At 71.6% G+C, this 25,074-nt stretch carries 24 protein-coding genes; 9 read left to right on the plus strand and 15 right to left on the minus strand.

Going from position 1 to position 25,074, the window contains the following annotated elements:
* Nucleotides 1-13: 13 nt before the first annotated feature.
* The gene (locus tag ACO0M4_RS16040; RefSeq protein ID WP_430370876.1) at nt 14-157 is read right to left on the minus strand and encodes a hypothetical protein; all 144 of its coding nucleotides are present in this window, start codon (nt 155-157) and stop codon (nt 14-16) included.
* A complete protein-coding gene (locus ACO0M4_RS16045; protein WP_430370877.1) occupies nt 142-2,736 on the minus strand; it encodes a patatin-like protein in 2,595 nt (864 codons plus the stop codon). The genes ACO0M4_RS16040 and ACO0M4_RS16045 overlap by 16 nt, the downstream gene beginning before the upstream one ends.
* 209 nt (nt 2,737-2,945) lie before the next feature.
* Between ACO0M4_RS16045 and ACO0M4_RS16050 the strand changes: the two genes are divergently transcribed.
* Complete coding sequence (locus tag ACO0M4_RS16050; RefSeq protein WP_430370878.1) at nt 2,946-3,287, plus strand: DUF3040 domain-containing protein; 342 nt, start codon at nt 2,946-2,948, stop codon at nt 3,285-3,287.
* 54 nt (nt 3,288-3,341) lie between these two features.
* Here ACO0M4_RS16050 and ACO0M4_RS16055 read toward each other — a convergent pair whose 3' ends face one another.
* The 10 genes from ACO0M4_RS16055 to ACO0M4_RS16100 all read right to left on the minus strand — a co-directional run bounded on the left by ACO0M4_RS16055 (nt 3,342) and on the right by ACO0M4_RS16100 (nt 13,066).
* The gene (locus ACO0M4_RS16055; RefSeq protein ID WP_430370879.1) at nt 3,342-3,623 is read right to left on the minus strand and encodes an acylphosphatase; all 282 of its coding nucleotides are present in this window, start codon (nt 3,621-3,623) and stop codon (nt 3,342-3,344) included.
* 215 nt (nt 3,624-3,838) lie between these two features.
* Entirely contained in the window at nt 3,839-4,216 is a 378-nt protein-coding gene (locus ACO0M4_RS16060) for a 5-carboxymethyl-2-hydroxymuconate Delta-isomerase (RefSeq protein WP_430370880.1), read from the minus strand.
* 186 nt (nt 4,217-4,402) lie between these two features.
* The gene (locus ACO0M4_RS16065) at nt 4,403-5,560 is read right to left on the minus strand and encodes a prephenate dehydrogenase (RefSeq protein ID WP_430370881.1); all 1,158 of its coding nucleotides are present in this window, start codon (nt 5,558-5,560) and stop codon (nt 4,403-4,405) included.
* A gap of 174 nt (nt 5,561-5,734) precedes the next feature.
* Complete coding sequence (locus tag ACO0M4_RS16070) at nt 5,735-6,673, minus strand: DMT family transporter (RefSeq protein WP_430370882.1); 939 nt, start codon at nt 6,671-6,673, stop codon at nt 5,735-5,737.
* The gene (locus ACO0M4_RS16075) at nt 6,670-7,989 is read right to left on the minus strand and encodes a PLP-dependent aminotransferase family protein (protein ID WP_430370883.1); all 1,320 of its coding nucleotides are present in this window, start codon (nt 7,987-7,989) and stop codon (nt 6,670-6,672) included. The genes ACO0M4_RS16070 and ACO0M4_RS16075 overlap by 4 nt, the downstream gene beginning before the upstream one ends.
* Entirely contained in the window at nt 7,986-8,903 is a 918-nt protein-coding gene (locus tag ACO0M4_RS16080) for a phytanoyl-CoA dioxygenase family protein (RefSeq protein ID WP_430370885.1), read from the minus strand. Before ACO0M4_RS16080 ends, ACO0M4_RS16075 begins: the two co-directional genes overlap by 4 nt.
* Nucleotides 8,900-10,099, minus strand: a complete 1,200-nt coding sequence (locus tag ACO0M4_RS16085; protein WP_430370886.1) for an alpha-hydroxy acid oxidase — start codon at nt 10,097-10,099, stop codon at nt 8,900-8,902. Before ACO0M4_RS16085 ends, ACO0M4_RS16080 begins: the two co-directional genes overlap by 4 nt.
* Nucleotides 10,096-11,193, minus strand: a complete 1,098-nt coding sequence (gene hppD / locus ACO0M4_RS16090; protein ID WP_430370887.1) for a 4-hydroxyphenylpyruvate dioxygenase — start codon at nt 11,191-11,193, stop codon at nt 10,096-10,098. Before hppD ends, ACO0M4_RS16085 begins: the two co-directional genes overlap by 4 nt.
* Nucleotides 11,194-11,278: 85 nt before the next feature.
* Nucleotides 11,279-11,995 (minus strand): dihydroxyacetone kinase subunit DhaL, encoded by a 717-nt coding sequence (dhaL, locus tag ACO0M4_RS16095; RefSeq protein WP_430370888.1) that lies wholly within the window; start codon nt 11,993-11,995, stop codon nt 11,279-11,281.
* A gap of 294 nt (nt 11,996-12,289) precedes the next feature.
* Entirely contained in the window at nt 12,290-13,066 is a 777-nt protein-coding gene (locus tag ACO0M4_RS16100) for an IclR family transcriptional regulator (RefSeq protein WP_430370889.1), read from the minus strand.
* A 57-nt stretch (nt 13,067-13,123) separates the two neighbouring features.
* On the opposite strand from ACO0M4_RS16100, the gene ACO0M4_RS16105 reads away from it, so the two are divergent.
* The 4 genes from ACO0M4_RS16105 to ACO0M4_RS16120 all read left to right on the plus strand — a co-directional run bounded on the left by ACO0M4_RS16105 (nt 13,124) and on the right by ACO0M4_RS16120 (nt 16,292).
* Nucleotides 13,124-13,414: a hypothetical protein gene (locus ACO0M4_RS16105; protein WP_430370890.1), complete on the plus strand. Its 291-nt coding sequence runs from the start codon at nt 13,124-13,126 to the stop codon at nt 13,412-13,414.
* Between the two features lie 193 nt (nt 13,415-13,607).
* Complete coding sequence (locus ACO0M4_RS16110) at nt 13,608-14,039, plus strand: helix-turn-helix domain-containing protein (protein WP_430370891.1); 432 nt, start codon at nt 13,608-13,610, stop codon at nt 14,037-14,039.
* Nucleotides 14,036-14,917 carry an alpha/beta fold hydrolase gene (locus ACO0M4_RS16115; RefSeq protein WP_430370892.1) on the plus strand — a complete coding sequence of 294 codons (882 nt, stop codon included), beginning with the start codon at nt 14,036-14,038 and terminating at the stop codon, nt 14,915-14,917. The genes ACO0M4_RS16110 and ACO0M4_RS16115 overlap by 4 nt, the downstream gene beginning before the upstream one ends.
* 151 nt (nt 14,918-15,068) lie before the next feature.
* Complete coding sequence (locus ACO0M4_RS16120) at nt 15,069-16,292, plus strand: cytochrome P450 (RefSeq protein WP_430370893.1); 1,224 nt, start codon at nt 15,069-15,071, stop codon at nt 16,290-16,292.
* A 52-nt stretch (nt 16,293-16,344) separates the two neighbouring features.
* On the opposite strand, the gene ACO0M4_RS16125 is transcribed toward ACO0M4_RS16120, so the two are convergent.
* Nucleotides 16,345-17,385, minus strand: a complete 1,041-nt coding sequence (locus ACO0M4_RS16125; RefSeq protein WP_430370894.1) for an Lrp/AsnC family transcriptional regulator — start codon at nt 17,383-17,385, stop codon at nt 16,345-16,347.
* 150 nt (nt 17,386-17,535) lie between these two features.
* Between ACO0M4_RS16125 and ACO0M4_RS16130 the strand changes: the two genes are divergently transcribed.
* Together ACO0M4_RS16130 and ACO0M4_RS16135 are read left to right on the plus strand one after the other, a co-directional pair.
* The gene (locus ACO0M4_RS16130; RefSeq protein WP_430370895.1) at nt 17,536-18,894 is read left to right on the plus strand and encodes an MFS transporter; all 1,359 of its coding nucleotides are present in this window, start codon (nt 17,536-17,538) and stop codon (nt 18,892-18,894) included.
* On the plus strand, nt 18,891-20,084 hold the full coding sequence (locus ACO0M4_RS16135; RefSeq protein WP_430370897.1) for a M20 metallopeptidase family protein: 1,194 nt from the start codon (nt 18,891-18,893) through the stop codon (nt 20,082-20,084). Before ACO0M4_RS16130 ends, ACO0M4_RS16135 begins: the two co-directional genes overlap by 4 nt.
* Nucleotides 20,085-20,188: 104 nt before the next feature.
* On the opposite strand, the gene secD is transcribed toward ACO0M4_RS16135, so the two are convergent.
* Complete coding sequence (secD, locus tag ACO0M4_RS16140) at nt 20,189-22,495, minus strand: protein translocase subunit SecD (protein WP_430370898.1); 2,307 nt, start codon at nt 22,493-22,495, stop codon at nt 20,189-20,191.
* Nucleotides 22,496-23,111: 616 nt separating this feature from the next.
* Here secD and ACO0M4_RS16145 point away from each other — a divergent pair.
* The gene (locus ACO0M4_RS16145) at nt 23,112-23,951 is read left to right on the plus strand and encodes an SAM-dependent methyltransferase (RefSeq protein WP_430370900.1); all 840 of its coding nucleotides are present in this window, start codon (nt 23,112-23,114) and stop codon (nt 23,949-23,951) included.
* 41 nt (nt 23,952-23,992) lie between these two features.
* On the opposite strand, the gene ACO0M4_RS16150 is transcribed toward ACO0M4_RS16145, so the two are convergent.
* Nucleotides 23,993-24,520 carry an ATP-binding protein gene (locus ACO0M4_RS16150; protein ID WP_430370901.1) on the minus strand — a complete coding sequence of 176 codons (528 nt, stop codon included), beginning with the start codon at nt 24,518-24,520 and terminating at the stop codon, nt 23,993-23,995.
* A 198-nt stretch (nt 24,521-24,718) separates the two neighbouring features.
* On the opposite strand from ACO0M4_RS16150, the gene ACO0M4_RS16155 reads away from it, so the two are divergent.
* Entirely contained in the window at nt 24,719-24,955 is a 237-nt protein-coding gene (locus tag ACO0M4_RS16155) for a DUF397 domain-containing protein (RefSeq protein ID WP_390016955.1), read from the plus strand.
* Nucleotides 24,956-25,074 lie beyond the last annotated feature (119 nt).

The raw sequence follows: 25,074 nt of genomic DNA on the forward strand, positions 1-25,074 counted from the left end.
GTGCCGCCCCGGCTCACGGGCCGGTCAGACGGGTCACCAACCGCGCGGCCGAACGCCGTGACTGCCACAACCGGCGGTAGGCGGCACCGGAGAGGAAGGAGGACGCCAGGAACGCCCACGCGGTCTTGGCAGCCGCCTTCTTCACGGCCTCGGGCACGTCAAGCGGGGAGCGTTCGTAGGTCTCCCGGGCGCTGTGCCGCACGTACGCCGTCGGGATACGACGCGCCGGGCTCCGCTGGCGGAGGGAGAGCTCGGGGTCGTTGCTGACCAGGTGCCGGCGGTCGGCGAAGGTGGACCGGCCGTATTCCACGGCGGTCCGCCACACCTTGTGCCATCCATGAGTTCCCGGAGTATCCGGGCTGCCGGTGTCGTCGAGCAGCCGCAGTACGGCGTCGCCGATCTGCTTGAGGTTCTTCTTCCCTTCGTCGGTCTTGAGGTGCCCGAGCAGCAACGCCTCGTCGGTTTGCCGGAGTTCCAGGAGATGGCCCGCCATCCACTGCCAGGCACCCTGCGCCGTCCGAGGCCCGCCGGGCGTTCCGTCCGGCGGGCCTCGGCGGTGAGGATGGCCTGGTGCAGCAACTTCTCCTCGCGCCTGCGCTCCTGCTCGCCCATGCCGCCGAGCAGGCGGAGCAGATGATGGGCGGCGTCCAGCCGGCCCCAGGCGAAGTCGGACTGCCGCCAGGCGGGGTTGGCGAACGCGCCGAAGTGGGCCAGTCGGGTCCCGTACAGCTTGCGCTCGCCGAAGTCGTCGAAGTGGTCCACGTGGAACAGCGGGCTCATCGTGTCTGGCCCCAGCCGCAGGAAGGCGAACTTCGGCGCGAGTGGTTCCACGAGTTGCGAAGGCGGCGCGTACACCCGGGTGAGCACTTCGACGGTCAGGCACGCATTCACCACTTCCTGCGCACTCCAGCCGTTGTGGAGTTCCGCCTCCGCCATCGCCTGCACGTAGCTCTCGCTCGCCGTCCGCACGATCTCCCGCAGCCGGTCCGGGATCCCCAGTCGGACGAACACCTCGTCATAGAGGCGAGCGGCGCCTTCCTCCGCCAGGTCGTTCGGGTCGGCGGTCCTGCGGAGTTCGGCATCGAGGGCGTCGGCGAGTGCCAGCACTTCCCGCAGGCAGCGGCTGACCTTGCGGCCGCCCACACCGAGGCACTCTTGTGCGTGTTCCCTCTTCTCCTCTTCGAGCAGTTCGAGGAGGCGGCCGATCAGACACTGGATGACGCGCTCCGCGGCGATGATCCCCCAGTTCCAGGGCTGCGCGGGATCGAAATCCAGGTCCTGGTCCCAGCGGGGCAGCCAACTCGGGTTCTTCCAGGTGCCGTTGTCGCATCGGTGGGCGCCCAGGATGCCGTCGACCCGTTCGCTGTCCAATTCCGGTGTCACGATCAGGGTGCTGATGTCGCTGCTCTGGCTGATCTGCTTGCGCAGGTTGTAGAGGAGCGCGATGGCCCGGTTGCGGCGGTACTCGTTGTTGAGCTTTTTCGCCACACCGCGGACGTGTTCGTACAGTTTCCCCTCGCCCTGGCTCTCCGGCGCGCTCAGCCGCTGGAACAGGTCGGCCTGTTGGTCCCGGATGCTCGTGCTGAGGAGGGCGGCGAGGTCCTCCATACCAGACCGGAGATTCACCTCCTGCGGATAGCGGATCGCGTTCAACGCGGCAGTGTTCCAGGTGATCTCGCTGCACAGGGATTTCTTGGTGCTTTCCTGGGCCAGCCGGCCTACGGACGGGACCACGTAGACGACGACCCGCTTCATGGGGACGTCGAGTTTGCGGCGGGTGATTTCCTGGAGCACCGGCCCGAAGGGCGCGTTGTTGAGGACGCCGCCGTCGATCACGCAACTGGCCGGAAAATCGAGTTCGGGATTAGGTAGCACGCGGCGATCCACCATCGGGAACTCGGAAACCGGCCGGAACGCCACCGGGAAGCCGGCGGTGGCCCGAGCCGCTTGAACGAGCTCCGGCAGGCTTTCGCCCGTGAAATGCGAGACGGCCCGCTTGGTGAAATTCCACTCCTGCTGGTCGTCCAGCTCGTAGCTGAGGTGTTCGCTCTTCTTCTCCTGCTGGAAACGGTAAAGGCGTCGGTGATCGCGGACCTGGAATTCCGTGCCGAATCCGTCGCGATAGCTTTGATCGCGCCCGTCCAGTGCGGTCGCCGTGACGAACAACGTGACCGGATGCGTACTGCCTTCCGGGCTTCCCTTGATGTGCTGGAGCGCGTTGTGGACTTCCGACGCGAAGGTGTCACCGTTCAGCACGCTCATACGGGGCGGCGGTGTCAGCAGATTCTCCAGGGAGGCGGAGTGCGTCCAGAGGTCCTTGAGCGGCGGCAGCTGCGCTCCGCGGGCGATCGCCGTCGCCAAGATCAAGCCGTTGATGCCGCCCGCCGAGGTGCCCGAGACGATGTCGATCACGACCTTCGTCCGGGCCTTCTGGGCGAGTCTGCGCCAGATAGCGAAGACTTCCCGGTCGCGTGCGTCTTCGGGTTCCTCGGAGCCCAGGTCGGAGGCCCTGCGCAGCAGATCCATTTCATGCGTGACCCCGCCCATCCAGACAGCGAGGCTGACGCCACCGTTGAGGACCAGTGCCAGCCGGGTCTCATGACGGGCCACCGAATTTTCGGTTGTCATGCCAACTCCCGCGCTCGTGCGCCCCGGAAATCCGCCGACTTGCGGATCCGACGAGGCTGTGCCGCGTGCCTCACTTCGATGCTTGCGCGCGGGGGCGGTCGGTTCCACTTCGTGGGCGGCGTCGTGACGGTGCGGTCACGCCACGGTGACGGCCTCGGCCGCGGCTGCTGCCACCTGTGGGACGTCGTGGGCGGGACCCGGACGACCAGGGGTGCGGCGCGGCGGCCGGGGTGCAGCGATTGCCGGGTGGGCGGGGCGGGATCAGAGTGGGAGGGAGAGCGGAAGGCGTGGGGGCGGTCTCACGGAGGCGTACCGCTATGGCTGAGGCACTCTCCCGCCGGGAGCGATTCCTCCTGGCACAGATCGAACAGGACTTGCGCGGGCAGGACGCGGAACTGGACCGCCGTCTGACGACCATGCGATGGGACGTCCGGCCGTCGCGGACACCACCGTCCGCGCGGCGTGGCGGTGCCTGTGGGGCGGCCCACGGACTGGGAGCCGTGTTCCGGGTCCTGTTGGGCTCGGTCGCCACGGCCTCCGCTGCGGTGGTGATCTCGGCGTGCACAACGGTCTGGGGGCTGACGCTCACCTGCCTGGCCCGGCTCATGGGCCGGTGGGCGCGGCTGCGGAGCGTGGACGCCCGGGGACCGCAGTGCTGAGCGCAGACGGGCGCCGGGCGGGTGCGAGCTGCGCCCCGCCCGGGCGCCGCGCCCTCACGGACGAGGAGCGGGCAGGACCTCGAAGCTGCTCAGCCCTTGCGGCCCCTCGTCCCGTACCTCGACCTTTGCCACATCGGCGGACGGTGGTCCCTGGTGTGCCCACTCGACCATCTGCGCGACGCGTTCCTCGGGACCTTCGAAGACCGCCTCGACGTCCCCGTCGGGCAGGTTGCGCACCCACCCCGAGACACCGCGCGCCAGCGCGTTTTGGCGGCAGGTGTCCCTGAAGAAGACGCCCTGCACCCGTCCAGACACGATCACGTGCTTCCGCACCATGGGCAGGACTGTAGATCACGGGGTCCGGCCAGGGGACGACCACCCGGGTCCGGCGTGCCTTCGCCCGGGTGAGGACCCGAGGCGCGGCCCTCGGGCGTCCACGGCGAACAGCGCGAGCGTCCATCGGCGACTGTTGAGCCCGTCGCACCCGCCGCGAGGCGTGGGAAACCGCAGCGCCGCAAAGCGGTAACGCTCCCGAAGTCGGCTACCGATCGTCACGGCCCGGTGGTCGCCGGCTGCACGTGCTTGGCGTAGGCCGCGTCGAGGTCGCGTACCTCGACGGAGGCGTGCACCGTCAGGCCCGTTGCGGTCGCCGTGTGGGCGCGCACCAGGTCGAGGACTGCCTGGCCCAGTTCCCTCTTGGTCTCCGTGGTGCGGCCCGGCAGGATCGCGAAGTCCACGTGGATCAGGGCCTGTTGGGGTTCGTCGTGGGCGATGACGACGTCGTCGACGCAGCGGAACCGGGTCTTGCAGCTCTCGATGGTGATGCCGTCGACCGTCTTCGCGGCGAGGGCGTGGAGCTCGTGTGCGAAGCGGCGGCGGTCCAGGACCTCCCGCAGTGGCGCGTCGTGGTCGACGAGGATGTGCGGCATATGGGGTCTCCTCCGAGACGTGGGGCTGGCAGCGGACACCGAAGACTTCCGATAACTACCGCCAGGTGCAAGCAGATACCGCGGAACTCAGGGAGAACGGGGCGAAAGGGGCGCTGGTATGAGCGGACGGACGGGGAGGGCGTGGGTGGACGTGGACGTGGACGTGGGCGTGGACGTCGTCGTTGGCTAGCGGACCGTCCAGCCGCGGTTGCGGAGGGCTTCGGTGAGGGCGTGGGCCACGTCCGGGGCCACCTTGAGTCCGACGGAGTCGGCCGCAGCCGGTGTGGCTCCGGCATACGGAAGGCCCGTGACCGCCGGGTCCGGTACTGCCGTGGCCGGTCCCGATGGTTCAGGTCCCGTCAGTTCCAGGCCCGTCAGTTCCAGTCGGGCCTCGTCCACGTCGTCCAGCAGTCGCGCCAGCGGCCGGTCGCGGCCGCCGAGGGTGACCGAGAGCACGGTGTGGGGGCGCGCTCCGGGGCCGTCGTACGGGGGTGTGATGCGGGAGCGGCCTTCGACTCCGCGGTGCAGTATCGCGGTCAGATCGGCCAGGGCGTCGGCCGTCGCTTCTGGTTCCGGGGCGGTGGCGGACAGTCGGGACAGGGCGTGGGCGGCGGTGGCCAAGTCCGCGCTGAGTTCGGTCAGGAGCGGGGCGAGGGCGGCGGCGTTGGCGGCGAGGATGTCGGCCCAGAGCCCGGCGTCGCCGGACGCGACCCGGGTGGCGTCGCGCATCCCGCGGCCGGCCAGCCGGACCGCGTACGCCTCGCCCTCGCGCAGTCGGGCGGCGGTGAGCGTCGCCATGAGGTGGGGGAGGTGGGAGACCAGCGCCACGGCGCGGTCGTGGTCGGGCGGGTCCAGCAGCACCGGCACCGCGCCGCACAGCGAAACCATTTCCAGGGCCCGGTTGAGGGCGAACTCGCTGGTGTCCGGGGAAGGGGTGAGCACCCAGTGGTGGTCCTGGAAGAGCTCGGCGCGGGCGGCGAGCGGGCCGGAGCGGTCCCGTCCGGCGAGCGGGTGGCCGCCCACCAAGGTTGTGGTGTCACAGCCGAGGGCCAGGCACTCGGCGTGCGGGAGTGCCTTGACGCTCGCCACATCGGTGTAGACGCGGGCGAGTTCGGCCTTCTGGTGGTCGGCGAGGGTCCGGGCGGTGTGCGACGGCGGGACGGCGATGACCGCGATGTCCACCGGTGCCGACGGGGGCTCGGGGGTGCCGGCGCCGCGTGCGGCGGCGATCCGGACGCGGTCGGGATCGCGGTCGATCAGATGGGTGGTCACGCCGCGAGCGGTCAGGGCCAGGGCTATGGAGGTACCGATCAGTCCGGTGCCGACGACTGCGGCGGTGTGCAAGGTGGCGCTCCTCGGCCGTGAGGGGGCGGGCGGTGCGGGTTCCCGGGCGCGGCCGGAACGGCGGACGGACGGGCCCGGGAAGGGCGTTCGGGTGGTGCTGGACCTACGACCCGTGGGGGGCGTGCCGGTCCCACGGGTCGTACCGGTCCTACGGTGTGCGGGTAGCAGGCGGTGTCAGCGGTCTGCCGGGGCGGGGGCCGCGGGTTGTTCCGCCGGGGCCGGTCTGCCGGTCAGGCGCCGCAGCAGTGCCGGGTTGGTGAGCATCACCGCGTTGCCGATGAGGATCAGCGCGACGCCCGCCAGGTCCCGGGCCGTCCAGGTGAACTTCTCGAAGACCGTGGACAGCAGGAGCGCCACGATCGGGAAGAGCACCATCGCATAGGAGGCGCGCTCACCGCCGATCCGGCCGAGCAGGGTGAGGTACGCGCCGAAGCCCACCACCGACCCGAAGACCGCGAGGTAGAGCAGTGAGCCGGTGTACTTCAGGGTGGGTTGGAACAGCGCGCCGTGCCCGAAGAAGACGGCGAACGGGGCCATCAACAGCGCCCCGTACGCCATGGCGTAGCCGGTGCCCTGCACCACCGGGATGCCCGCCGCCTGGGTCTTGCCGGAGACCACGTTGCCCAGACAGAAGACCAGGGTGCCGATCACGGAGAGCACGATGCCCTGGCCCGAGCCGGAGGACAGACCGAAGTTCTGGAACTCCGGCCAGAACACCGTGACGATCCCCAGCAGTCCAACGGCCCCGCCGACCAGCATCTTCGCGGCGATCGTGCGCCGGAAGAAGACCCGGGCGAAGACCATGTTCACCAAGAGCGACATGGCGAAGATGATCGAGACCAGGCCGGTCGTCAGATACTGCTCGGCGAAGTAGAAGCAGACGAAGTTGGTGGAGAACATCAGCCCGCCCATGAGGACGAACTGACCGTGCACCCGCAGCGGATAGCGCAACGGCAGCCCGCGCAGCCTGGCCCAGGCCAGCAGGATCACGGCGGCCAGCGCGAAGCGGTACGCGATGGATGCCGTGGGGTGCACGTCCCCCAACTGGCCCTTGATCGCCAGCCAGGTGGAGCCCCAGATCAGCACCGTCACCACGTACAGCACGGCGTTCATCCGCAGCTCCCTTCCAGCAGTCCGACCAGCCGGCGGGCGCCCTCGGCTACTTGATCCGGTGTCAGATAGCTGAGGGAGAGGCGCATTTGGTGACGACCGCCGTCACCGTCGGGATAGAAGTAGCTCATCGGTGTCCAGATCACTCCGTGTTCGCGGGCGGACTCTTCCAACAAGGCATTGTCCGCCGGAACCGGGAGGGTCAGGGTCAAGAAGAAGCCGCCCGCCGGCACGTTCCAGCTGATTCCGGCCGCCTCGCGCCGCTCGCGGGGGAGCAGCCGGTCGAGGCTGTCGAGGAAGGTCCTGAGGTTGGACCGGTAGAAGTCCGCGGCGGGTTTGTTGGCCTCCCGCAGTCGGAAGTCGTGCGTGAGCAGCATGCCGCCGATGACCGCCTGGCTGAGCGCCGGGGTGTTCACCGTCACCATGCCCTTGATCTTCGACAGTTCGTCGGCCAGCAGCGTACGACTGCCGTCCGGGCCCTGCACGTGCTGGTCGGCGATCACGTAGCCGACCCGGGCGCCGGGGAAGCAGGTCTTGGCGAACGAGCCGAGGTAGATCACCCGTTGCCGCTCGTCCAGGGCCTTAAGCGTGGGCAGCCCACTGCCGGCCGGGGTGAAGAACCCGTACGGATTGTCCTCCAGGACGAGCAGATCCTCGGCCGCCGCCAGCTCCAGCAGCCGGCGTCGGCCGGCGACCGGCAGACAGGTGCCGGTCGGGTTGGAGAAGTCCGGCACCACGTAGAACGCCCGCGGCCGCTTCCCGGCGGCGCGCAGCTCGGCGACCGTTCGCCGCAGGACGTCCGGATCGCACCCCTCCGGGCCCTCGGGGACGTGGACCGTCTCGATGTCCAGCAGCCGGGCCGCGCCGGTGATGCCGACGTAGCACGGCGAGGAGACCAGCAGGACGTCCGACGGGTCGGCGAACAGGGCGCGCAGGACGAGGAACATGCCCTCCTGCGCGCCCACCGTGACCACCAGGGATGCCGGGTCGGCGGTGATGCCCTCGTCGTTGTGCAGGGCGCGGGCGACCAGCTCGTGGATCTGCCCGTTGGTGCGCCCGTACTGGAACAGCAGGGTGCGGACCTGGTCCGGGGAGCAGCCCCGCTCCTCGGTGAGGTACCGCTGGTAGGCGGTGAGGTAGTCGCCGATCTGCTCGACCTCGAAGAGCCCTTCGTAGGGGCGGCCGGGGCCGAAGGAGATCGCCTGCGGGTAGCGGGAGGTGACCTCGTTGAGGAAGTTCATCACTTCCATCAGCGGATCGGCGAGCGAGCCGTGCAGTGCGTGGGCCGGCAGCACGGTGGTGGGGGGATCCTGGCTCACCTGGCGTCCTCCCACAGGACCGGGCAGAAGTCGGGGTCGGTGTAGTCGGGGTTGCCGGCCGCGTCCCGGCGGACCAGGACGTCGTTGTTGTAGACCACCAGGTCGCCGGTGGACAGCTCGTAGGGGCGCCACTGGTTGGTGCGGTCCTGGAGGTGGAGGGAGATGGCGCGGCGGGGCCGGTCGCTGACGTTGTGGCCGCTGCCGTGGTACGTGCGGCTGTGGTGGAAGCTGATGTGTCCCTTGGGGATGGTGATGGGCACCTTGCGGACCTCCGCGTCGTTGAAGGCGGCGTTCTCCGCAAGCATCTCCTCCAGTTCGGACCGGTCGCGCTCGGCGAAGTGGCGGCTGGTGGAATCGTCGCCGCCGATCTCCTTCCAGCGGTGGCTGCCGTCCACCATCGTGATGGTTCCCATCTCCTCGCCGCAGTCGTGGAAGGGGACGAAGGCGGTGAGCATCTCGTCGGAGGAGCAGGTCTGCCAGTAGTGCCGGTCGAAGTGCCAGGGCACGATGTTGCGGGTGTCCTCCGCGCGCGGCGGCTTGTGGATCAGGGTGCTGTTCCACAGGCGTATCTGGCCGGTCTGCGCGATCCGTGCGGCGACCGCCGCGATGATCGGCTTGGACAGGATGGAGCGGATGGTGTCGTCCTCGTAGAAGATGTAGTCGTTGTGCCGGTGCACATCGCCCTTCTCCGGCTCCCAGTACGCCAGTTGCGGCGGCCGAACCGGCAGGGTGCGGTCCCGGTGGCCGGCGTAGAAGCGGTCGGCCGCGGAGTCCAGCAGGTCGACCTCTTCGTCGGTGAGCAGCTTCTTCGACAGGTACCAGCCGTGCTCCTGGAAGAACTGCACCTCCTCTGCGGTGGGCAGGAGCTCCCGCTCGGCGGCGGTCAGCGGGAAACGGGCGTCGTCGGTCGTCATGCCGGGTCCTTTGCGTAGGTGGAGTGGGGATGTGTTTCGGTGGGGTGGGGATGTGTGGTGGCGAGGTGGTGCGTTCGGTCCGCGGCGGGATGCAGCAGATCGCGGGTGAGGGCGTCGAGGCGGGGCCGGCCGGTGAGTGCCATCGCCTCCTCCAGCTCCGCGCGGAGCGTGGACAGCACCCGCTCCACCCCGCTCTCGCCGTCGACGGCCAGGCCCCACAGGACGGGCCGGCCGACCAGGACCGCGCGGGCCCCGAGCGCCAGTGCCTTGAGCACGTCCGTCCCGCGCCGGACGCCGCCGTCGACGAGCACGTCGCACCGGTCGCCGGCGGCCGCGACCACCTCCGGGAGGGCGTCCAACGCCGGTATGACACCGTCGAGTTGGCGTCCTCCGTGCGTGGAGACGACCAGCCCGGCCACGCCCAGTCCGGCCGCCCGGTCGGCGTCCTCCGCGGTGAGCACGCCCTTGAGCACCAGTGGCAGATCGGTCAGTGACCGGATCCACGCCAGGTCGTCCCAGGTGAACGCGGCGTCGTGGTGCTGGGCGGCGTGGCCGGCGAGGGTGGAGCTGCCGGAGCGGCCCTCGTGCAGCCCGGCGGCGTGGTCCTGGTCGAGATTGGCCGGGCGGATGTGTGGTGGAAGGCGGAAGCCGTTGCGAAGGTCGCGTTCCCGGCGGGCCATCCGCGGGGTGTCGACGGTGATCACCAGGGCCTGGTAGCCGGCGGCCTCGGCCCGGCGCACCAGGGACGCGGTGACCTCCCTGCGGCGCAGCACGTACAGCTGGAGCCACAGTGGTCCGGTGGCGGCCTCGGCGATCTCCTCAAGTGACGTGCTGGCGAAGGTGCTGGCGATGGTGAGCGCACCCACCGTGCCAGCCGCGCGGACGGTGGCGAGCTCGCCGTCCGGGTGGACCAGCCGGTGGTAGGCCATGGGCGCGATGCCCACGGGGAAGGCCACCGGCCGGCCGAGCAGGGTGGTGGCGGGCTCGCAGTGGGACACGTCGACCAGGGCGCGGGGACGCAGCCGGTAGCGGCCGTAGGCCGCGCGGTCCTCGCGCAGGGTCACCTCGTCGCCGCTGCCGCCGGCGATGTAGCCCCACACCGGCCGGTCCAGCCGGGCGCGGGCCGCGGTCTCGTAGTCCCGCGGGTTCAGCAGCAGGTCGGGCCGGGTGTCGGGGGAGGCGGCCGGTGCGGTCACTCGCTGGTCCTCGCCGCGGCACCCGCCGGTACGGCGTTCCCCGCACGCTCCCGTTCGACGGCCTCGTAGAGCGCCTTGATGTTGCCGCTGCCGAAGGTGCGGGCGTCGAGCCGCTGGATCAGCTCGAAGAACACCGTTCGGCGGGCGTACGGGGACCGGGTGAACACCTGCACCAGCTGGCCCCACTCATCCCGGTCGGCCAGCAGTCCCAGCTCCTGGAGGACCGCCGGGTCGACGCCCACCTCGATGCCGCGCTCGGCCAACGAGGCGTAGTACCCGGCCGGCGTGTTGAGCAACTCCACGCCGGAGCTGCGGAGTTCGCGGGCGGCGGTGACGATGTCGTCGGTGGCGTAGGCGACGTGCTGCACGCCGGGGCCGTCGAAGCCGTCGAGGAAGTCGTTGAGCTGCCCGCGGTCGCTGCCCGGGTCGGGTTCCACCATGGTGAAGGTGATGCCCCGGGTCTCGTCCTGGACGACCTTGGAGGCCATCGCCTGGCCGCCGACGACGATGTACTCGTCGTAGGTGTGCTTCAGGCCCAGCGCCCGGCCGTAGAAGTCGACCATGGTGTCCAGGGAACCGGGTCGCAGGACGAACGCCAGGTGGTCGACGGATCGGAGCAGCCCGCGGTCGGCCGCGCCGTCGACGACGGGCAGGAACCGCCCCGGCAAAAAGGGACCTGATGCATCGTCACGTTGAATGAAGGTGTGCACCAGGTCGTTGGTCGCGGCGATGGTGGCCCGGATGACCCGGCCGCCCGCGTCCTCGAACGTCTCGGGCGCGGCGACCGGATCGGCCCCCGCGGCCACCGCGCGGGCGAAGTCGCCGGCCGCGTCGGTGGACCGCAGGGCCACGTCACGGATGCCGTCGCCGTGCCGGCGGACGAAGTGCGAGGCGGCGTGGTCGGCGTGCAGGGCCGAGGTCAGCACCAGGCGCACCCCGCCGTGGGCCAGGACGAGCGAGCGGGCGCCGGCCAGTCCGGTGAGCGGGCCGGCCTCGGCCACCACACGGAATCCGTAGGTGCCGCAGTAGTAGTGGGATGCCTGGTTGACGTCCCCGACGAAGAACTCGACATGGTCGACGGAATGGGCGGTCACACTGATCCAATCTCTTGTGCGGGAGGGTGTGCGGGCGCACCGGGCCGCTCCGCTGGCGGAACGCCGCGAGGGGGTGGCCACGCGGTCATGGCAAGGGGGCCGCCGGTGCCCCCGCCGCTTCGGCGAGGGCGCGGAAGACGTAACAGGTCGAGGTGGCGCCCGGATCCTGGTGGCCGATGCTGCGCAGCCCCAGGTACGCGGCCCGGCCCTTCCGGGCCTGGAGCGGGACGGTGGCGTGCATACCGTCCTCGGCGGCCCGGGCCGCGGCGCGGGCGGCGGCGGGGAAGCCGGCGCCGGACTCCGCGGCGGCCCGGAAGGCGCTGACCGCGGGGGAGTAGGCGTCGATCATGGTCTTGTCGCCGGGCACGGCCGCGCCGAGCCGCTGCAGGGTGGCCAACGCGGCGGTGAGGCCGGCCGCGAACCGCAGGGTGTTGACCTCCGGCGCGGTGCCGAGGGCCTCTCCCAGAGTGCGGAAGGCGCTCCCGTACAGAGGCCCGGAGGCGCCTCCGACCACGGAGAGGAGTGTCTTGCCCGCGGCGACCAGTGTGGTGCCGGGCGAGGTCGGCGGACGGGACGGGGCGTCGAGCGTGACGCGTACCGCGGCGAAGCCACGGGCCATGTTGGCCCCGTGATCCCCGTCCCCGATGGCCGAGTCGAGTCGGATGAGGTGGTCCTGGTGGTGGTGCATTGCCGTGCTGGCGCGCCGCAGCCAGTCGAGGACGACGGAATGGTCGACCGCGTCCCGGCCGGGCGCATCCGCACGGCCCAGTAACACCTCGGGCTCCCCCGTAGGCTCCCGCATGGCAGGCGCTCCTTACGATCCCCCGTGCCGCAGTGATGGGCGGCTACCGGATTGCCAACGCATTACCGAAAGGTGTTCGGCATTACCGAACGCCGATAGGAAGCAAAACGCAGCGACCCCGACCGCGTCAAGGTTTTCCCACACAAGTGATCGCCGGCTTGACGGTTCGTAGGGCGAACGGTGGCCTGCGGCGGGCACGTTGATGAACCGGCGGTGACGCGCTGGCGGAGCGGGATGGTGCGGCGGGGCCGGGGCCTTCGGGCGGTGCGGGGCGCGGAGGAGCGTCAGTCGGCGTCAACCACGGGCACGCAGACCCGCGTTGCGCGGTGCGCCGAGGTCCCGCGACAGGCTGCGGGCGACCTCGCGCACCGCAATGGCGTGTTCCTGACGGACGTTTTCAGCCATCAGGCGTTCCACCGGGCCCACCAGGCCCAGTCCGCCGACCACATCGCCGGTGCGGTCGAAGACCGGCGCCGCGATCCCCGCGTCGCCGAGCGTCAATTCGTTCTCGTCCACCGCGTATCCGGTCTCGCGCGCCCGGTCCAGCTGGGCCTCCAGCCGCGCCGGATCGTCCAGACTGAAGCCGGTGACCGGCGGCAGTGCGCCCGCCAGCAGGGCGGTACGACCCTCGGCCGGCAGGAAGGCCGCGATCGCCTTCCCCAGTGCACAGGCGTGCCACGGCAGACTGGCCCCGGTCTCCAGGACCTGCACCGCCCCGCCCGGCCGGAACGCGTGATGGACCACGAGGACATGGCCGTCCGTCAGAATGCCGGCCCAGACTGCCGCGTCGGCCTGCGCGGCCAGCCGGTCGGCCCAGGTCACCGCGCGGGTCCGCAACTCGTGCGAGTCCAGGTAGGCGTTGCCCAGCGTCACCAGTCCCGGTCCCAGCTGGTACTTGCCGGTCTCGCGGTCCTGAACGACCAGCCCCTCCGCCTCCAAGGTGCGCAGCAGTGCGTGGGCGGTCGGCTTGGCGACGCCGACCCGGTCGGCCAGTTCGGTCACGCCCAAGCGCGGTGTCGCCGTGGCGAGTTCCCGCAGTACGTGGATCGCCCTGTGCACCGCCTGGACCATGAACCACTCCTTGGTCGGTATTGCTGAACGGCGTTCCGAGCCGTAGGGTCCTCGTTCATGACACCGCTGGTTGGCATCGTACTTGTGCCGCACCGAGCGGAGATCGCGCTGGAGGTACGGTCGTTGGCTGCCGAGAGGGCTGCCGAGACGGCCGGTGAGTTGGCCGGCGGTGGGGTCACCGTGGCCGCGGCCGCGGCCGCCGTCACCGGCTTCGCGCCCGGTGCGCCCGCCGACTTCCTCCTCGTCGACGGCGAGTGCCTGGCCCAGGCAGTGGTGGACGTACCGCACCGGCGGATGGTCGTCCGGGCCGGCCAGGTGGTCGCCCGCGACGGAGTCCTCTGCCAGTGAGCGGGCGAGCGGGCGGGCGAGCGGGCGGATCGGCTTCGATGACGACGCGGCAGTCCTGACGTGACGGACAGTCAGGTCGGCTGCCCTGACTGACTCCACCACCCCCTTCACCTTCCATCACCTTCCACCACCTCCCTCATTTTCCTTAACCTTCCCTATTGGTGCTGCCGATAGGGAAGGTTAAGGTATTTTCATGAGTGATCGTTTGTACTCCGTGGAGCAGGTGGCCGAACGGCTGGGCCTGCATGCGCGCACCGTCCGCAACTACGTGCGCGACGGGCGGCTCCCCGCGGTTCGCATCGGCAAGCAGTACCGCATCGCGCACGAGGATCTGGAGACCTTCACCGGCCGCCCGGTCCCCGCGCCCGAGAGCGGACCGGCGGGGCGGCAGCGCCACACCGAGGTGTCGAGCATCGTGGAGGTCGAGGACATCGACCCCGGGACGGTCGACCGGCTGACCTCGCTCCTGATGGCCGCGGCCGCCGGACGCGGACCGGGGGAGCAGCCTCTGCGGATCGAGACGGTCCATGACAAGGACCGGGCTCGGATGAAGGTCATCGTCCTGGGTGGACTGGCCGACACGGCCCGGCTGTTCGACTACATGGAGGGGGTACTCGCGTCGTGAGCACGAGCGAGAGTACGGGCACCGGAAGGGGCGCGGGGACGAGCGCGCTCTACAAGTCCGAGGCCGGGGCGGCGGAGATCCTGGGGCGTTACCAGGAGGCACTGGACGCCTGGCCGGTGCCGGCCGAGCGGGTGCGGGTGCCGACCCGGCACGGCGAGACCTTCGTCGTCGTCTCCGGCCCGAAGGACGCGCCGCCCGTGGTGCTGCTGCACGGCTCGGGAGCCAACGCGACGATGTGGCAGGGCGACATCGCGTCCTGGTCGCAGCGCTTCCGCACCTACGCCGTGGACGTCATCGGTGAGCCCGGCCTGAGCGCGCCCAGCCGGCCGCCGTTGGGTTCGGGCGCCTTCCAGGAGTGGCTGGACGACGTGTGGGACGGGCTGGGCATCTCCACCGCGGCTGTGGTGGCGGCCTCCCTCGGCGGATGGTTGGCGTTGGACTACGCCAACCGCCGGCCGGAGCGGGTGACGCGGCTGGCGCTGCTGTGCCCGGGCGGCGTGGGACGGCAGAAGATGGGCTGGCTGTTCAAGGCCGTGCTGCTGCGCGCCTTCGGACGCAAGGGTGTCCGCCGTTCGGTGCGCGCGGGGACGGGGCTGGAAGATCCCGCGCTCGACTCCGTTCTCGACACCGTGACCCTCGTCTTCACGCACTTCAAGCCGCGTACCGAGCGGCTGCCTGTCTTCCCCGACGAGGTGCTGCGTCGACTGGGCATGCCGGTGTTGGTGATCGCCGGTGACCGGGACGCCCTGTTCGACTCCGCGGAGACCGCTCGGCGCGTGCGCGCGTGCGTACCGCGGGCCACGGTGCACCTCCTGCCCGAGGTCGGCCACGCCATCTTCGGCCAGACCCGGACGATCGAGGAGTTCCTGCGCGCCTGAAGGGCCGGAGGCCAGAGCCCGCCGATGGCGCCGCCCTCGGCGGGCATCCGGTGCCGGATGGGCCGGCGGTCCGTCATGCGCCCCCTGCGCCCCCGCGCACCCCGGGGGGCTCTCTGGACGGCCCCCGGGCCGGGCCTTAGCGTCACGCGTCGTGACTAGCATCCCGCAGGCTCCTGACATCCTGTCACCAGAGTTCGCGACCGACCCCTACCCGGCGTACCGCGTACTGCGCGAGCACTACCCACTCCTGCACCACGAGGCCACCAACAGCTATCTGATCTCCCGTTACGAAGACGTGGAACGGGCCTTCCGCGACCCGGTGTTCACCAGCGACAACTACATCTGGCAACTCGAACCGGCACACGGCGGACGCACCCTCCCGCAGATGAGCGGCCGCGAACACGCCGTACGCCGGGCCCTGGTGGCCCCCGCCTTCCGCGGCCGGGAACTGCGCGAGACGTTCCTGCCGATCATCGAGCGGAACGCCCGCGAGCTGATCGACGCCTTCCGCGACGCGGAAGAGGCCGATCTGGTCGGGCAGTTCGCCACCCGCCTCCCGATCAACGTGATCGTCGACATGCTCGGACTGGACCGGGCCGACCACGACCGCTTCCACCACTGGTACACCGCGGTCGTCGCCTTCATCGCCAACCTCGCCCAGGACCCCGGGACCGCGGCGGCCGGCCGCCGCGCGGGGGAGGAACTCGCCGCCTACCTGCACCCGATCATCCAGCAACGGCGTGCCGCGCCCGGCGACGACCTGCTGTCCCGGCTGTGCACCGCCGAGGTCGAGGGCATCCGGATGAACGACCAGGACATCACCGCGTTCGTGAGCCTGCTGCTGTCCGCGGGCGGCGAGACCTCGGACAAGGCCCTCGCCCTGATCGTCCGCAACCTGCTCGCCCACCCCGACCAGCTCGCCGCGGTCCGCGCCGACCGCTCGCTGATACCCGCCGCCTTCGCCGAGACGCTGCGCCACACCCCACCGATCCAAATGATCATGCGGCAGCCCGCCGCGGACGTCACCCTCAGTGGTGGCACCGTGCCCGCCGGCGCCACCGTCACCTGCCTGATCGGCGCGGCCAACCGCGATGCCGGCCGCTACGCCCGGCCCGACGCGTTCGACGTGTTCCGCCCCGACCTCACCCCCGCCAACGCCTTCAGCGCCGCCGCACAGCACATCGCCTTCGGCCTCGGCCGACACTTCTGCGTGGGCGCCCTGCTGGCCAAGGCCGAGATCGAGACCGGAGTCAACCAACTCCTCGACGCCTTCCCCGACCTGGGGTTCGCGGACGACACCGCGCCGGCCGACACGGGCGTCTTCACCCGCGGACCGCGGCAGCTACGACTCCGTCTCGGAAGCGCCCGGGGGTGAGCGACTCCGTCTGACACCGGACGCCCACGCCTCCCGATACCGCAGGGAAGGATCACGCCCCCGCGAAGTGGCCGTTCGCCCACGGGTCCACCGGGACCACCCCGGTCACCCTGCCCCGCGTGTCCAACAGCCGCCCCATCAGCTTGGTCTGCCGCAGGACGACCGAGCGGTCGCGCAGGACCAGCTGCGGCAGCCGCTCGCCGAGCTGGGTCTCCAGCCGCTGGACGTCCGCCACGGTGTGCAGCCACACCGTGAAGAGGAGGTTCTGCGGACCGGTCACCGAGGAGCACAGCCGGACCTCGGGGAGCGTGAGCAGGACCCGGACCGCCTCGGGCAACCGCTCCGCGGGCACGCTCGCCCACAAGGTGGCGGACACCGGCCACTCGGTCAGTTCACGGGCCACCTCGCAGCGCAGCGCCAGATCGTGGTCGGCCACCAGCCGGCCGACCCGACGGCGGACGGTCGGCGCACTCAGCCCGACCGCCCGGCCCAGGGTGACCGCGCTCGCCCGGCCGTTCCGGGACAGCTCGGGCAGCAGTGCCCGGTCGGTGCCGTCGAGGGGAACCGCCGCGCCGGTGCGCGGCGGCGGCGCGGCGGCGGTCCGCAGTTGCTCGCCCTGGGCGGCGGTCAGCACCCGCAGCCGCCACCGGCTGCCCTCGCCGTAGAGGCGGGTGGCGATCCCCGCACGGGTGGCGGTGACGCCGGGCAGCGCCGCGATCGTGCCCAGCAGCAGCCTGGAGAGTTCGCCGAGACCGGGCACGAAGACGGTGATCAGCAGGTCGCGGCCGCCGGCCATGTGCTCGACGGTGGCGACCTGCGGGACGGCGGCCAGCGCCTGGGCGACCGCTTCCACGCTGCCCGACCGGCAGTCGATCTCGATGAAGGCGGTGACCAGCCGCTCCAGGAGGCGGCGGCCCGGGTAGCCGGTGACCCAGGCCAGCCCGGAGCTCTCCAGGCGGCTCCAGCGCCGGGCCGCGGTGACCGGGTCGATGTCGAGGACCGGCGCGACGGTCTGCCAGGACGCCCGTGGGGAGATCTGCAACGCATGGACCAACCGCGCGTCGAGACCGCCGAGCACACCGGTTTCCTGCATGAGTGCCGCCTTGCTGTGTCTTTCCTGCATTCCCAAGGTATTCCGTTTGCCCCGCTCACGCCGCTGAGCAGCATGTCCTCCCAGCCGGGCAGGCAGCCCGGCACGGGCGGCCCAGGGAGGTCCCGGGCCCCGTGGGGAAAGAGGTTCGCGATGACTCCAGCGGTCGTCAACAGCGGTACGCAGACCGGAGGGAGCGGCACCCTGAGCGCCGACGAGGACGCCCGCAAGAGCCGCCGAGCGCTGCTCGCGGCGACCGTCGGCGGCGTCGTCGAGTCCTTCGACTGGACGGTCTACGCGGTGCTGGCGCCGTTCTTCGCCGTGCAGGTGTTCCCCGGCGACGACCCCGTGACCCAGTTGCTCGGCGCATACCTCGGTTTCGCGGTCGGCTTCGTCGTCCGGCCCCTCGGCTCGTACCTGATGGGACGGATCGCCGACGCCCGCGGTCGCCGCTTCGGGCTGACGCTCAGCATGGCCGTGATCTCCGCGGCGAGCGTGCTGATCGCGGCCCTCCCGACGGCCGCGACGATCGGCGCGGCCGCACCCGTACTGCTGGTGGTACTGCGACTCGTCCAGGGCCTGTCCATGGGCGGTGAGAACCCCAGCGCCGCCGCGTACGTCACCGAGACCGCGCCGCGCGCCCTGCGGTTCCTGTACAGCGCGATCTCCTACTCCGGCGTGATCATCGGCAACGTCCTCTCCTTCGGCGTGTTGACGCTGCTGCTCACCACCCTCGGCAAGGACGGCGTCACCGGCGGCGGCTGGCGGATCGGCTTCCTGATGGCGGCCGTGCTGGGGCTGCTGGCGCTGTGGATCCGACGCGGCGCGCAGGAGAGCGAGGAGTTCACCGCGCAGGCCGCCCACCGGCCCACCGGCGCCGAGCGGCGCGCGCTGCTGCGCACCCACGCCCGCCATCTCGCCGCGGTCTTCCTGATCACCCTTGGCGCGACCGTCGGCTACTACTTCGGCACCACCTACCTGCCCCAGTACGCCGCGCAGCTGGGCGTCGCCTCGGCCGCCGATTCGGCCGCGGCGATGCTGCCGCCGCTGCTGGTGCTGATCGCCGCGATGGCCGGCGTCGGCCGCCTCGCCGACCGGCTCGGGGCGCTGCGCACCCTGCGCACCGGACTGGCCCTGCTGGCCGTGGGCACGGTGCCGTTGATGACCGCACTGGCGCACCGGACGCTGCCCATGTGGCTGGTGACCGTCGTCTACTTGCTGCTGATCGCGGCACCGATCGGGCTGGCGAACGTGCTCTTCGCCCAGCTGTTCCCGGTGGCGGTGCGGGTGGTGGCGATGGGCGTCCCGTTCACCCTCGCCACCGGACTGTTCGGCGGGACCTTCCCCCTGCTCGCCCAGGCACTCGGCAAAGCCGGGCAGCTGACGCTGGTGCCCTGGTGGGCGGCCGGCGCCGCAGCGATCTCCTTCCTCGGTACCTACCTCGTCCGCGCCTCGACCACTCCCTCCGCGACCCACGCCACCTCCCTCTCGACCCGTGAGGACCACGCATGAACCTCCGCGACGACGCCCGCGCCCTCTCCGACGACCTGGTACGCCTGCGCCGCACCCTGCACCGCACCCCCGAGGTGGGCCTGGACCTGCCCCGCACCCAGGAGACGGTGCTGGCCGAACTGGCCGGGCTGCCGCTGGAGGTGAGCACCGGCGGGGGACTGAGCTCGGTGACGGCGGTGCTGCGCGGGGCGGCCCCAGGCCCCGTCGTCCTGCTCCGCGGCGACATGGACGCACTGCCGGTCGCCGAGCGCACCGGCCTGGACTTCGCCGCCGACAACGGACGGATGCACGCCTGCGGCCACGACCTGCACACCACGATGCTCACCGGCGCCGCGAAACTCCTCGCCGCACACCGCGACCGGCTCGCGGGCGACGTGGTGTTCATGTTCCAGCCCGGCGAGGAGGGCTTCGACGGCGCCCGGCACATGCTGGCCGAGGGGCTGCTGGACGTCGCCGGACGGCGGCCGGACGCCGCGTACGCCGTCCACGTGATGTCCGCGGGGCTGCCCAGCGGCGTCTTCGGGACCCGCGGCGGCCCGGCCCTGGCCGCGTCCAACGTGCTGCGGGTGACGGTGCGCGGCGCCGGCGGACACGGCTCGATGCCGCACCGCGCCAAGGACCCGGTACAGGCGGGCTGTGCGATGGTGACCGCGCTCCAGGCGTGGATCACCCGTACCTTCGACGTCTTCGACCCGGTGATCCTGACCGTCGGCACGTTCCACGCCGGCACCCAGCAGAACGTCATCCCGGACACCGCGGTCTTCGAGGCGACCGTCCGCAGCTTCTCGGCCGACGCCCAGGCCCGGGTCAAGGACGGCACGGTGGAGGTGTGTCGGGGCATCGCCGCGGCGTACGGCGTCGCGGTGGACGCGGAGTTCGCCGAGCTGTACCCGGTCACCGTCAACGACCATGCGGAGGCGGAATTCGCGGCGCACACGGTACGAGAGGCCCTCGGCGAGGAGCGTTTCGCCCCGCTGCCGCAGCCGCTGCACGGTTCCGAGGACTTCTCCCGGGTGCTGGCCGAGGTCCCCGGCGCGATGCTCACCCTGGGCGCCCCGCCGGCCGGCGCCGACCCCGAGCACAGTCCCAACAACCACTCCCCGCTGGCCGAGTTCGACGACGCGGTGCTGGCGGACGGCGCGGCGGTCTATGCGGAGCTGGCGGCCCGGCGGCTGACGCACCCCGGATGAGGCGAGGACGCCCGGTCCGCACCGGCGGAGGATGCCGCCGGCGCGGACCGACGCACGCGACGCGGCACGTCAGCCGTGCGGCGACCGGCGGCGCTGATCAGCCGTCACACGCGGGCACCGTTGTCCCGGCGTTCGCGGCGGTCGTCGCGCCGGCGCGACGCACGGCGGTCCGGCCGCCGGGACGTCGTCCCACCGCTCCGCTCCAGGACGACCGCCAGCGGCGTCGCGGTGCACACCGACGAGTACGTGCCGACCGCGATGCCGATCAGCAGGGCCAGGGCGAAGTCGGCCAACGAATCGCCGCCCAGCACGGCGAGCGCGGCGAGGATGAACACCGCTCCCATCCCGGTGTTGACGGTGCGTGGCACGGTCTGGAGCACCGCGGTGTTGGCGAGCTCCGGGAACGGGGTCCGGCCCGCGGCCGCCCGCAGTTCGCGTACCCGGTCGAAGACCACCACCGAGTCGTTGACGGAGTACCCGATCACAGTGAGCAGGGCCGCGAGGAAGACCCCGTCGAGGGACTTGCCGAGCCAGGCGAACACCCCGACGAGCACCACGACGTCGTGTGCCATGGCGACCACGGCGGACAGCGCGAACGTCCACCGGAAGCGCACGGCGAGGTAGCCCAACTGCGCGGCGAGGGCGAGGCCGAGGGCCAGTAGCGCACCGCGGCGCAGTTCACCCCCCAGGCTCGGGCCGATCAGCTCGTCCCGCACCTTCCGCGCTCCGCCGCCGACCTCGTCGACGACCCGGCCCGCGGTGGTCAGTTCCTCGGCGGAGAGCCGTTCGGTGCGCACCGTCAGGGTGCGTTCGCCGGAGGTGGTGACCTGGGCCCGGTCGAGGCCCGCGGTGTCGAGCGCGGCGCGGGCCCGCTCGGCGTCGACCGGCCGGGTGGTGGTGTACTCGATCATCCGGCCACCGGTGAACTCCACGCCGTATTCCAGGCCGCGGACGGCGATGCCGAACGTGGCCAGGAGCAGGGCGACGCCGCTCAACGCCAACCAGCGGCGCCGGTGGCGCATCAGGTCCGGCCGACGACGCGAGAGCCAGGACCGGACCCGGCCGAGACCGGCCAGACCGGTCAGGCGCGGCCGGCGCCGGACCGGTCGGAGCCCGACCGCGCACTCCGCCAGCACCCGGGTGACCAGCAGCGCACTCACCATCGAGGCGGCCACCCCGATGCACAGGGTGACGCCGAAGCCGCGCACCGGCCCGGACGCGAAGAAGAACAGCAGCACCGCCGCGAGCAGGGTGGTGACGTTGGAGTCGGCGATGGCGCTGAACGCGTTGCGGAAGCCGGCCGCCAGGGCGCTGCGCAGGGTCCGCGGACGGGCGTCCGGACCCGCCGCGTACTCCTCCCGGGCGCGTTCGAAGACCAGCACGTTGGCGTCCACGGCCATCCCGATCGCCAGCACGAAACCGGCGAGGCCGGGGAGGGTGAGGGTGGCGCCCAGAGCCAGCAGTGCCGCGTAGGAGATCAGCGCGTAGCAGGCCAGGGCCAGCGTGGCGAGCGCGCCGAGCAGGCGGTAGACGACGGTCAGGAACACGGCGGTCAGCGCGATCCCGATGACCGCGGCCTGAGCACTGAAGATGATCGCCAGGGTGCCCAGGGTCGGGCCGACGGCGCGCTGTTCGACGATGTCGACCGGTACCGGCAGCGCCCCGCCGTTGATCAGCAGCGCCAGCTCGTGCGCCGTGCGCTGGTCGAAGCCGCCGGTGATCCGGGTGGCACCCCCGGTGATGCCGACCCCGCAGGCCACGGACGTCTCGACCCGCGGCGACGAGATGATCTCGCGGTCCAGGACGATCGCCGCGCGGCGGGCCGGATCGTGCGGTGCGGCGCAGGCCGCCTTGCCGGTCAGCTGGGCCCAGGCCCGTTCGCCGGCGCCGCGCAGGCTCAGTCCGACGGACCATCCGCTGCCGTCCTGTGCATCGAACTCGGCCTTCGCGTGCTGCACTTCGGCGCCGGTAAGGGCCGCGGGACCCAGCCGCAGCGGGGTGCCCGAGTCGTCCGGGAGAACGCTGCCGCGGTCGCCGGGGGCGGACAGGGGTCCGGGGGCGGTGCCCAGGACCGGATGGACGGTGAGTTGGGCGGTGCGTCCGAGGACTTCGGCGGCCTCGTCGGGATCGTCGACGCCGGGCAGCTCGACGATGATGCGGTGTTGACCGGCCCGGGCGAGGTGCGGTTCGCTCACCCCGAGGGCGTCCACGCGGCGGCGGAGCACTTCCAGAGTGCGGTCGGTGGCCTCCCGATCGGCCTTGGCGGTGGGGGAGTCGCGGGTTTCCAGGACGAGTTGGGTCCCACCGCGCAGGTCGAGACCGAGCCGTACGGGCTGGGTCAGCGCGAGGAACGTGGAAAGGGCAAGGATCGCGAGCGCGAACAGCGCCCGCACCCTTGTGGCGCGGGTCAAGGTGCCTCCAGCAGGCATGCGTGGGCCGCGGGTGCGGCCCCGACGGGTGGAAATGCGGAGGAGCTGGAGGCACGGGCGGGGCCCGGTCCCGGCACCGGCCGGCGTAGTCGAGCGAGTCGGCGACGACGGCACCGGGCGGCGCGGCGCGGACCGCACGGCGCGGCGGGCCGCCGCCGAGGGACCGGGGCAGGGCGCCCGGCGCCGGCGCGGGAGTGGGGAGGTGACGGGTCGTCGGACAGGTCAGGTGGGGGAGGCCGCGGTCGACGGTGTCCTGGGACGCCGTGTGGTGCACGCAGGCCGCGGCGGACGCGGCCGCCGCAGCCGTCGCGGAGGGAGCGCCGACGAGCCCCGGAATGAGCAGCGCGACCGCGGCGAGGACGGCGAGCAGGACGGATCGGCGCCGACGCGCCACGTGAGCAGACACAGTACGCAAACCCTCCCTTACCGACACTGTGCCACGTCGGCCGCGCCTACCACCCGGCAGGGCCCGGCTCCCCCGCACGGCAGCACGGCACCGCGACCCGTCGACGCTTCGTGACCGCATGGGCCAACGCACTAAGGTGGAAACGGAAGTTGCGGGGGCCGTAAGGCAGCACGAGCGAGGGGTGACCAGGACATGGCGGTGCCGGAGGACTGGATGGGGGCCCGGCCCCAGCAGCCGATCGACCTGCACACGGACCGGCCGCACGCCGCCCGCGTCTACGACGTACTGCTCGGTGGCAAGACCAACTACCCGGCAGACCGGGAGGCGGCGGAGCAGACGCTCGCGGCACTGCCCAACGCCGGCGCGATCGCCCGCCAGAACCGCGCCTTCATGCAGCGTGCCGCCCACCATCTGGCGGCCGAGGCCGGCATCCGGCAGTTCCTGGACATCGGCACCGGCATCCCGACCTCCCCAAACCTCCACGAGATCGTCCAGGAGTCGGCGCCGCAGGCCCGCGTCGTCTACGCCGACAACGACCCGATCGTGCTGGCGCATTCACGCGCCCTGCACACCAGCCACCCCCAGGGCCGGACCGCCTACATCGAGGCCGACCTCTGCCGCCCCCGGGAGATCCTCCACAACCCGACCCTGCGGCAGACGCTGGACCTCTCCCAACCGGTGGCCCTCACCCTGATCGCCGTGCTGCACTGGCTCCCGGCGGACTGCGACCCCTACGCCGTCGTCCGGGAGTTGATGGGCGAGTTCCCCGCGGGCAGCTTCCTGGCCCTGACGTACGTCACCGCCGACTTCGAGCCGCAAGCCCTACAGGAGGTCTCGGACAACTTCGAGGCCAAGGGCTCCCACGTGAATGCGCGGAGCAAGGACGAGGTACTGCGCTTCTTCGACGGCCTGGACCTGGTCGACCCCGGGCTCACGGTGGTGCACCGCTGGCGTCCGGACGCCGTGGAAGTGGGCGCCGCAGGGTCCGACGCGGACATTCCGCTGTACGCCGGGCTCGGCCGCAAGAGCTGACCCGCGTCACTGGGCCGGCGCGGGGGCGCAGTGACGAGGCGTCAACCCGTGGCCGGCAGCGCCGCCCAGACGGCCTTGCCGGCCGCGGTCGGCGTGGTCCAGCCCCATGACGAGCTGAGGCAGTCGATGATGTGCAGCCCGCGCCCGCTCTGGGCCAGGTGGTCGGGCTCCCGCAGCACCGGTACGTCCGTGCTGTGGTCGCAGACCGTGCACAGGACGAGGTCCCGGCAGCGCAGCAGTCCCATCCAGAGCTGATGCGGCGCCGCCGGGCGCGAAGGCCCGGCGGGCTTGGCGAGCCCGTACCGCAGGGCGTTGGAGAGCAGCTCCGTGACGACCAGTGCGGCGTTGTCGACGAGGGGTTTGAGCTGCCAACCGCTGAGGGTGGCCCCGGTGAACCGCCGTGCCTCCGAGGCCGCCTTGCCGTCCGCCGAGAGGGCGCGGGCGGCCAGTCCGGCGGGCTGGATGGCGTGTTCGTCGAGCCGGATGTCGCGCGGCGCCTGCACGAGCCAGCGGCTGAGCGGCTGGGTGGGGAAGAGGGCGGCAGCCGGACCTGCCGGGTGGGTTGTCATCACGAACTCCGTGGCGCCTCTCGGACCTTCGTCACGAACGGGTGATCCGGCACCACTATCCCCGGCGGCCGCTGGCGCTGCAAGTGCATCTGCAATTACATTCGAGTCGAACGTAATTGCATCAGTAAGTGCAGCCGCCCGTGCGGATGCACGTGATGCCTGGTCAGAGGCTTGTGTGTGGAGCAAGGGAGTAGCGGGATGCAGCAGTTCGACAACGGCGTGGCCGCGGACCTGATCGAGGGTGCGGTCTGGAGGAAGAGCCGGCGCAGCGCGCCCGGGGGCGACTGCATCGAGGTCGCCGCGCTGGCCGACGGCGGTTTCGCGGTCCGCAACTCCCGTGACCCGCACGGGCCGGCACTGATCTACACCCGTGCGGAAATGGCCGCGTTCGTCGGCGGCGCCAAGGACGGCGACTTCGACGCGATGCTGGGCTGAGCGGACGCGGTGCGGGCCCGTCGCGCGGCGGGACCGCCCCCGTCGCCATCGATGGCGCATTTCTGTACCTGACGGCCGGTAAGTGCGACACTGGGGGTATCAACACTGTCGCTCACGGG

Source organism: Streptomyces sp. RGM 3693, from assembly GCF_050471125.1.
Taxonomy (GTDB): Bacteria; Actinomycetota; Actinomycetes; order Streptomycetales; family Streptomycetaceae; genus Streptomyces.

What these genes read in the sequence shown, in the direction of transcription:
- ACO0M4_RS16050 (WP_430370878.1), top strand. Translation starts at nt 2,946, where the DNA reads ATGGCTGAGGCACTCTCCCGCCGGGAGCGATTCCTCCTGGCACAGATC.
- ACO0M4_RS16055 (WP_430370879.1), bottom strand. Translation starts at nt 3,623, where the DNA reads ATGGTGCGGAAGCACGTGATCGTGTCTGGACGGGTGCAGGGCGTCTTC.
- ACO0M4_RS16060 (WP_430370880.1), bottom strand. Translation starts at nt 4,216, where the DNA reads ATGCCGCACATCCTCGTCGACCACGACGCGCCACTGCGGGAGGTCCTG.
- ACO0M4_RS16070 (WP_430370882.1), bottom strand. Translation starts at nt 6,673, where the DNA reads ATGAACGCCGTGCTGTACGTGGTGACGGTGCTGATCTGGGGCTCCACC.
- ACO0M4_RS16080 (WP_430370885.1), bottom strand. Translation starts at nt 8,903, where the DNA reads ATGACGACCGACGACGCCCGTTTCCCGCTGACCGCCGCCGAGCGGGAG.
- dhaL (WP_430370888.1), bottom strand. Translation starts at nt 11,995, where the DNA reads ATGCGGGAGCCTACGGGGGAGCCCGAGGTGTTACTGGGCCGTGCGGAT.
- ACO0M4_RS16100 (WP_430370889.1), bottom strand. Translation starts at nt 13,066, where the DNA reads ATGGTCCAGGCGGTGCACAGGGCGATCCACGTACTGCGGGAACTCGCC.
- ACO0M4_RS16105 (WP_430370890.1), top strand. Translation starts at nt 13,124, where the DNA reads ATGACACCGCTGGTTGGCATCGTACTTGTGCCGCACCGAGCGGAGATC.
- ACO0M4_RS16110 (WP_430370891.1), top strand. Translation starts at nt 13,608, where the DNA reads ATGAGTGATCGTTTGTACTCCGTGGAGCAGGTGGCCGAACGGCTGGGC.
- ACO0M4_RS16125 (WP_430370894.1), bottom strand. Translation starts at nt 17,385, where the DNA reads ATGCAGGAAACCGGTGTGCTCGGCGGTCTCGACGCGCGGTTGGTCCAT.
- ACO0M4_RS16130 (WP_430370895.1), top strand. Translation starts at nt 17,536, where the DNA reads ATGACTCCAGCGGTCGTCAACAGCGGTACGCAGACCGGAGGGAGCGGC.
- ACO0M4_RS16135 (WP_430370897.1), top strand. Translation starts at nt 18,891, where the DNA reads ATGAACCTCCGCGACGACGCCCGCGCCCTCTCCGACGACCTGGTACGC.
- ACO0M4_RS16145 (WP_430370900.1), top strand. Translation starts at nt 23,112, where the DNA reads ATGGCGGTGCCGGAGGACTGGATGGGGGCCCGGCCCCAGCAGCCGATC.
- ACO0M4_RS16150 (WP_430370901.1), bottom strand. Translation starts at nt 24,520, where the DNA reads ATGACAACCCACCCGGCAGGTCCGGCTGCCGCCCTCTTCCCCACCCAG.
- ACO0M4_RS16155 (WP_390016955.1), top strand. Translation starts at nt 24,719, where the DNA reads ATGCAGCAGTTCGACAACGGCGTGGCCGCGGACCTGATCGAGGGTGCG.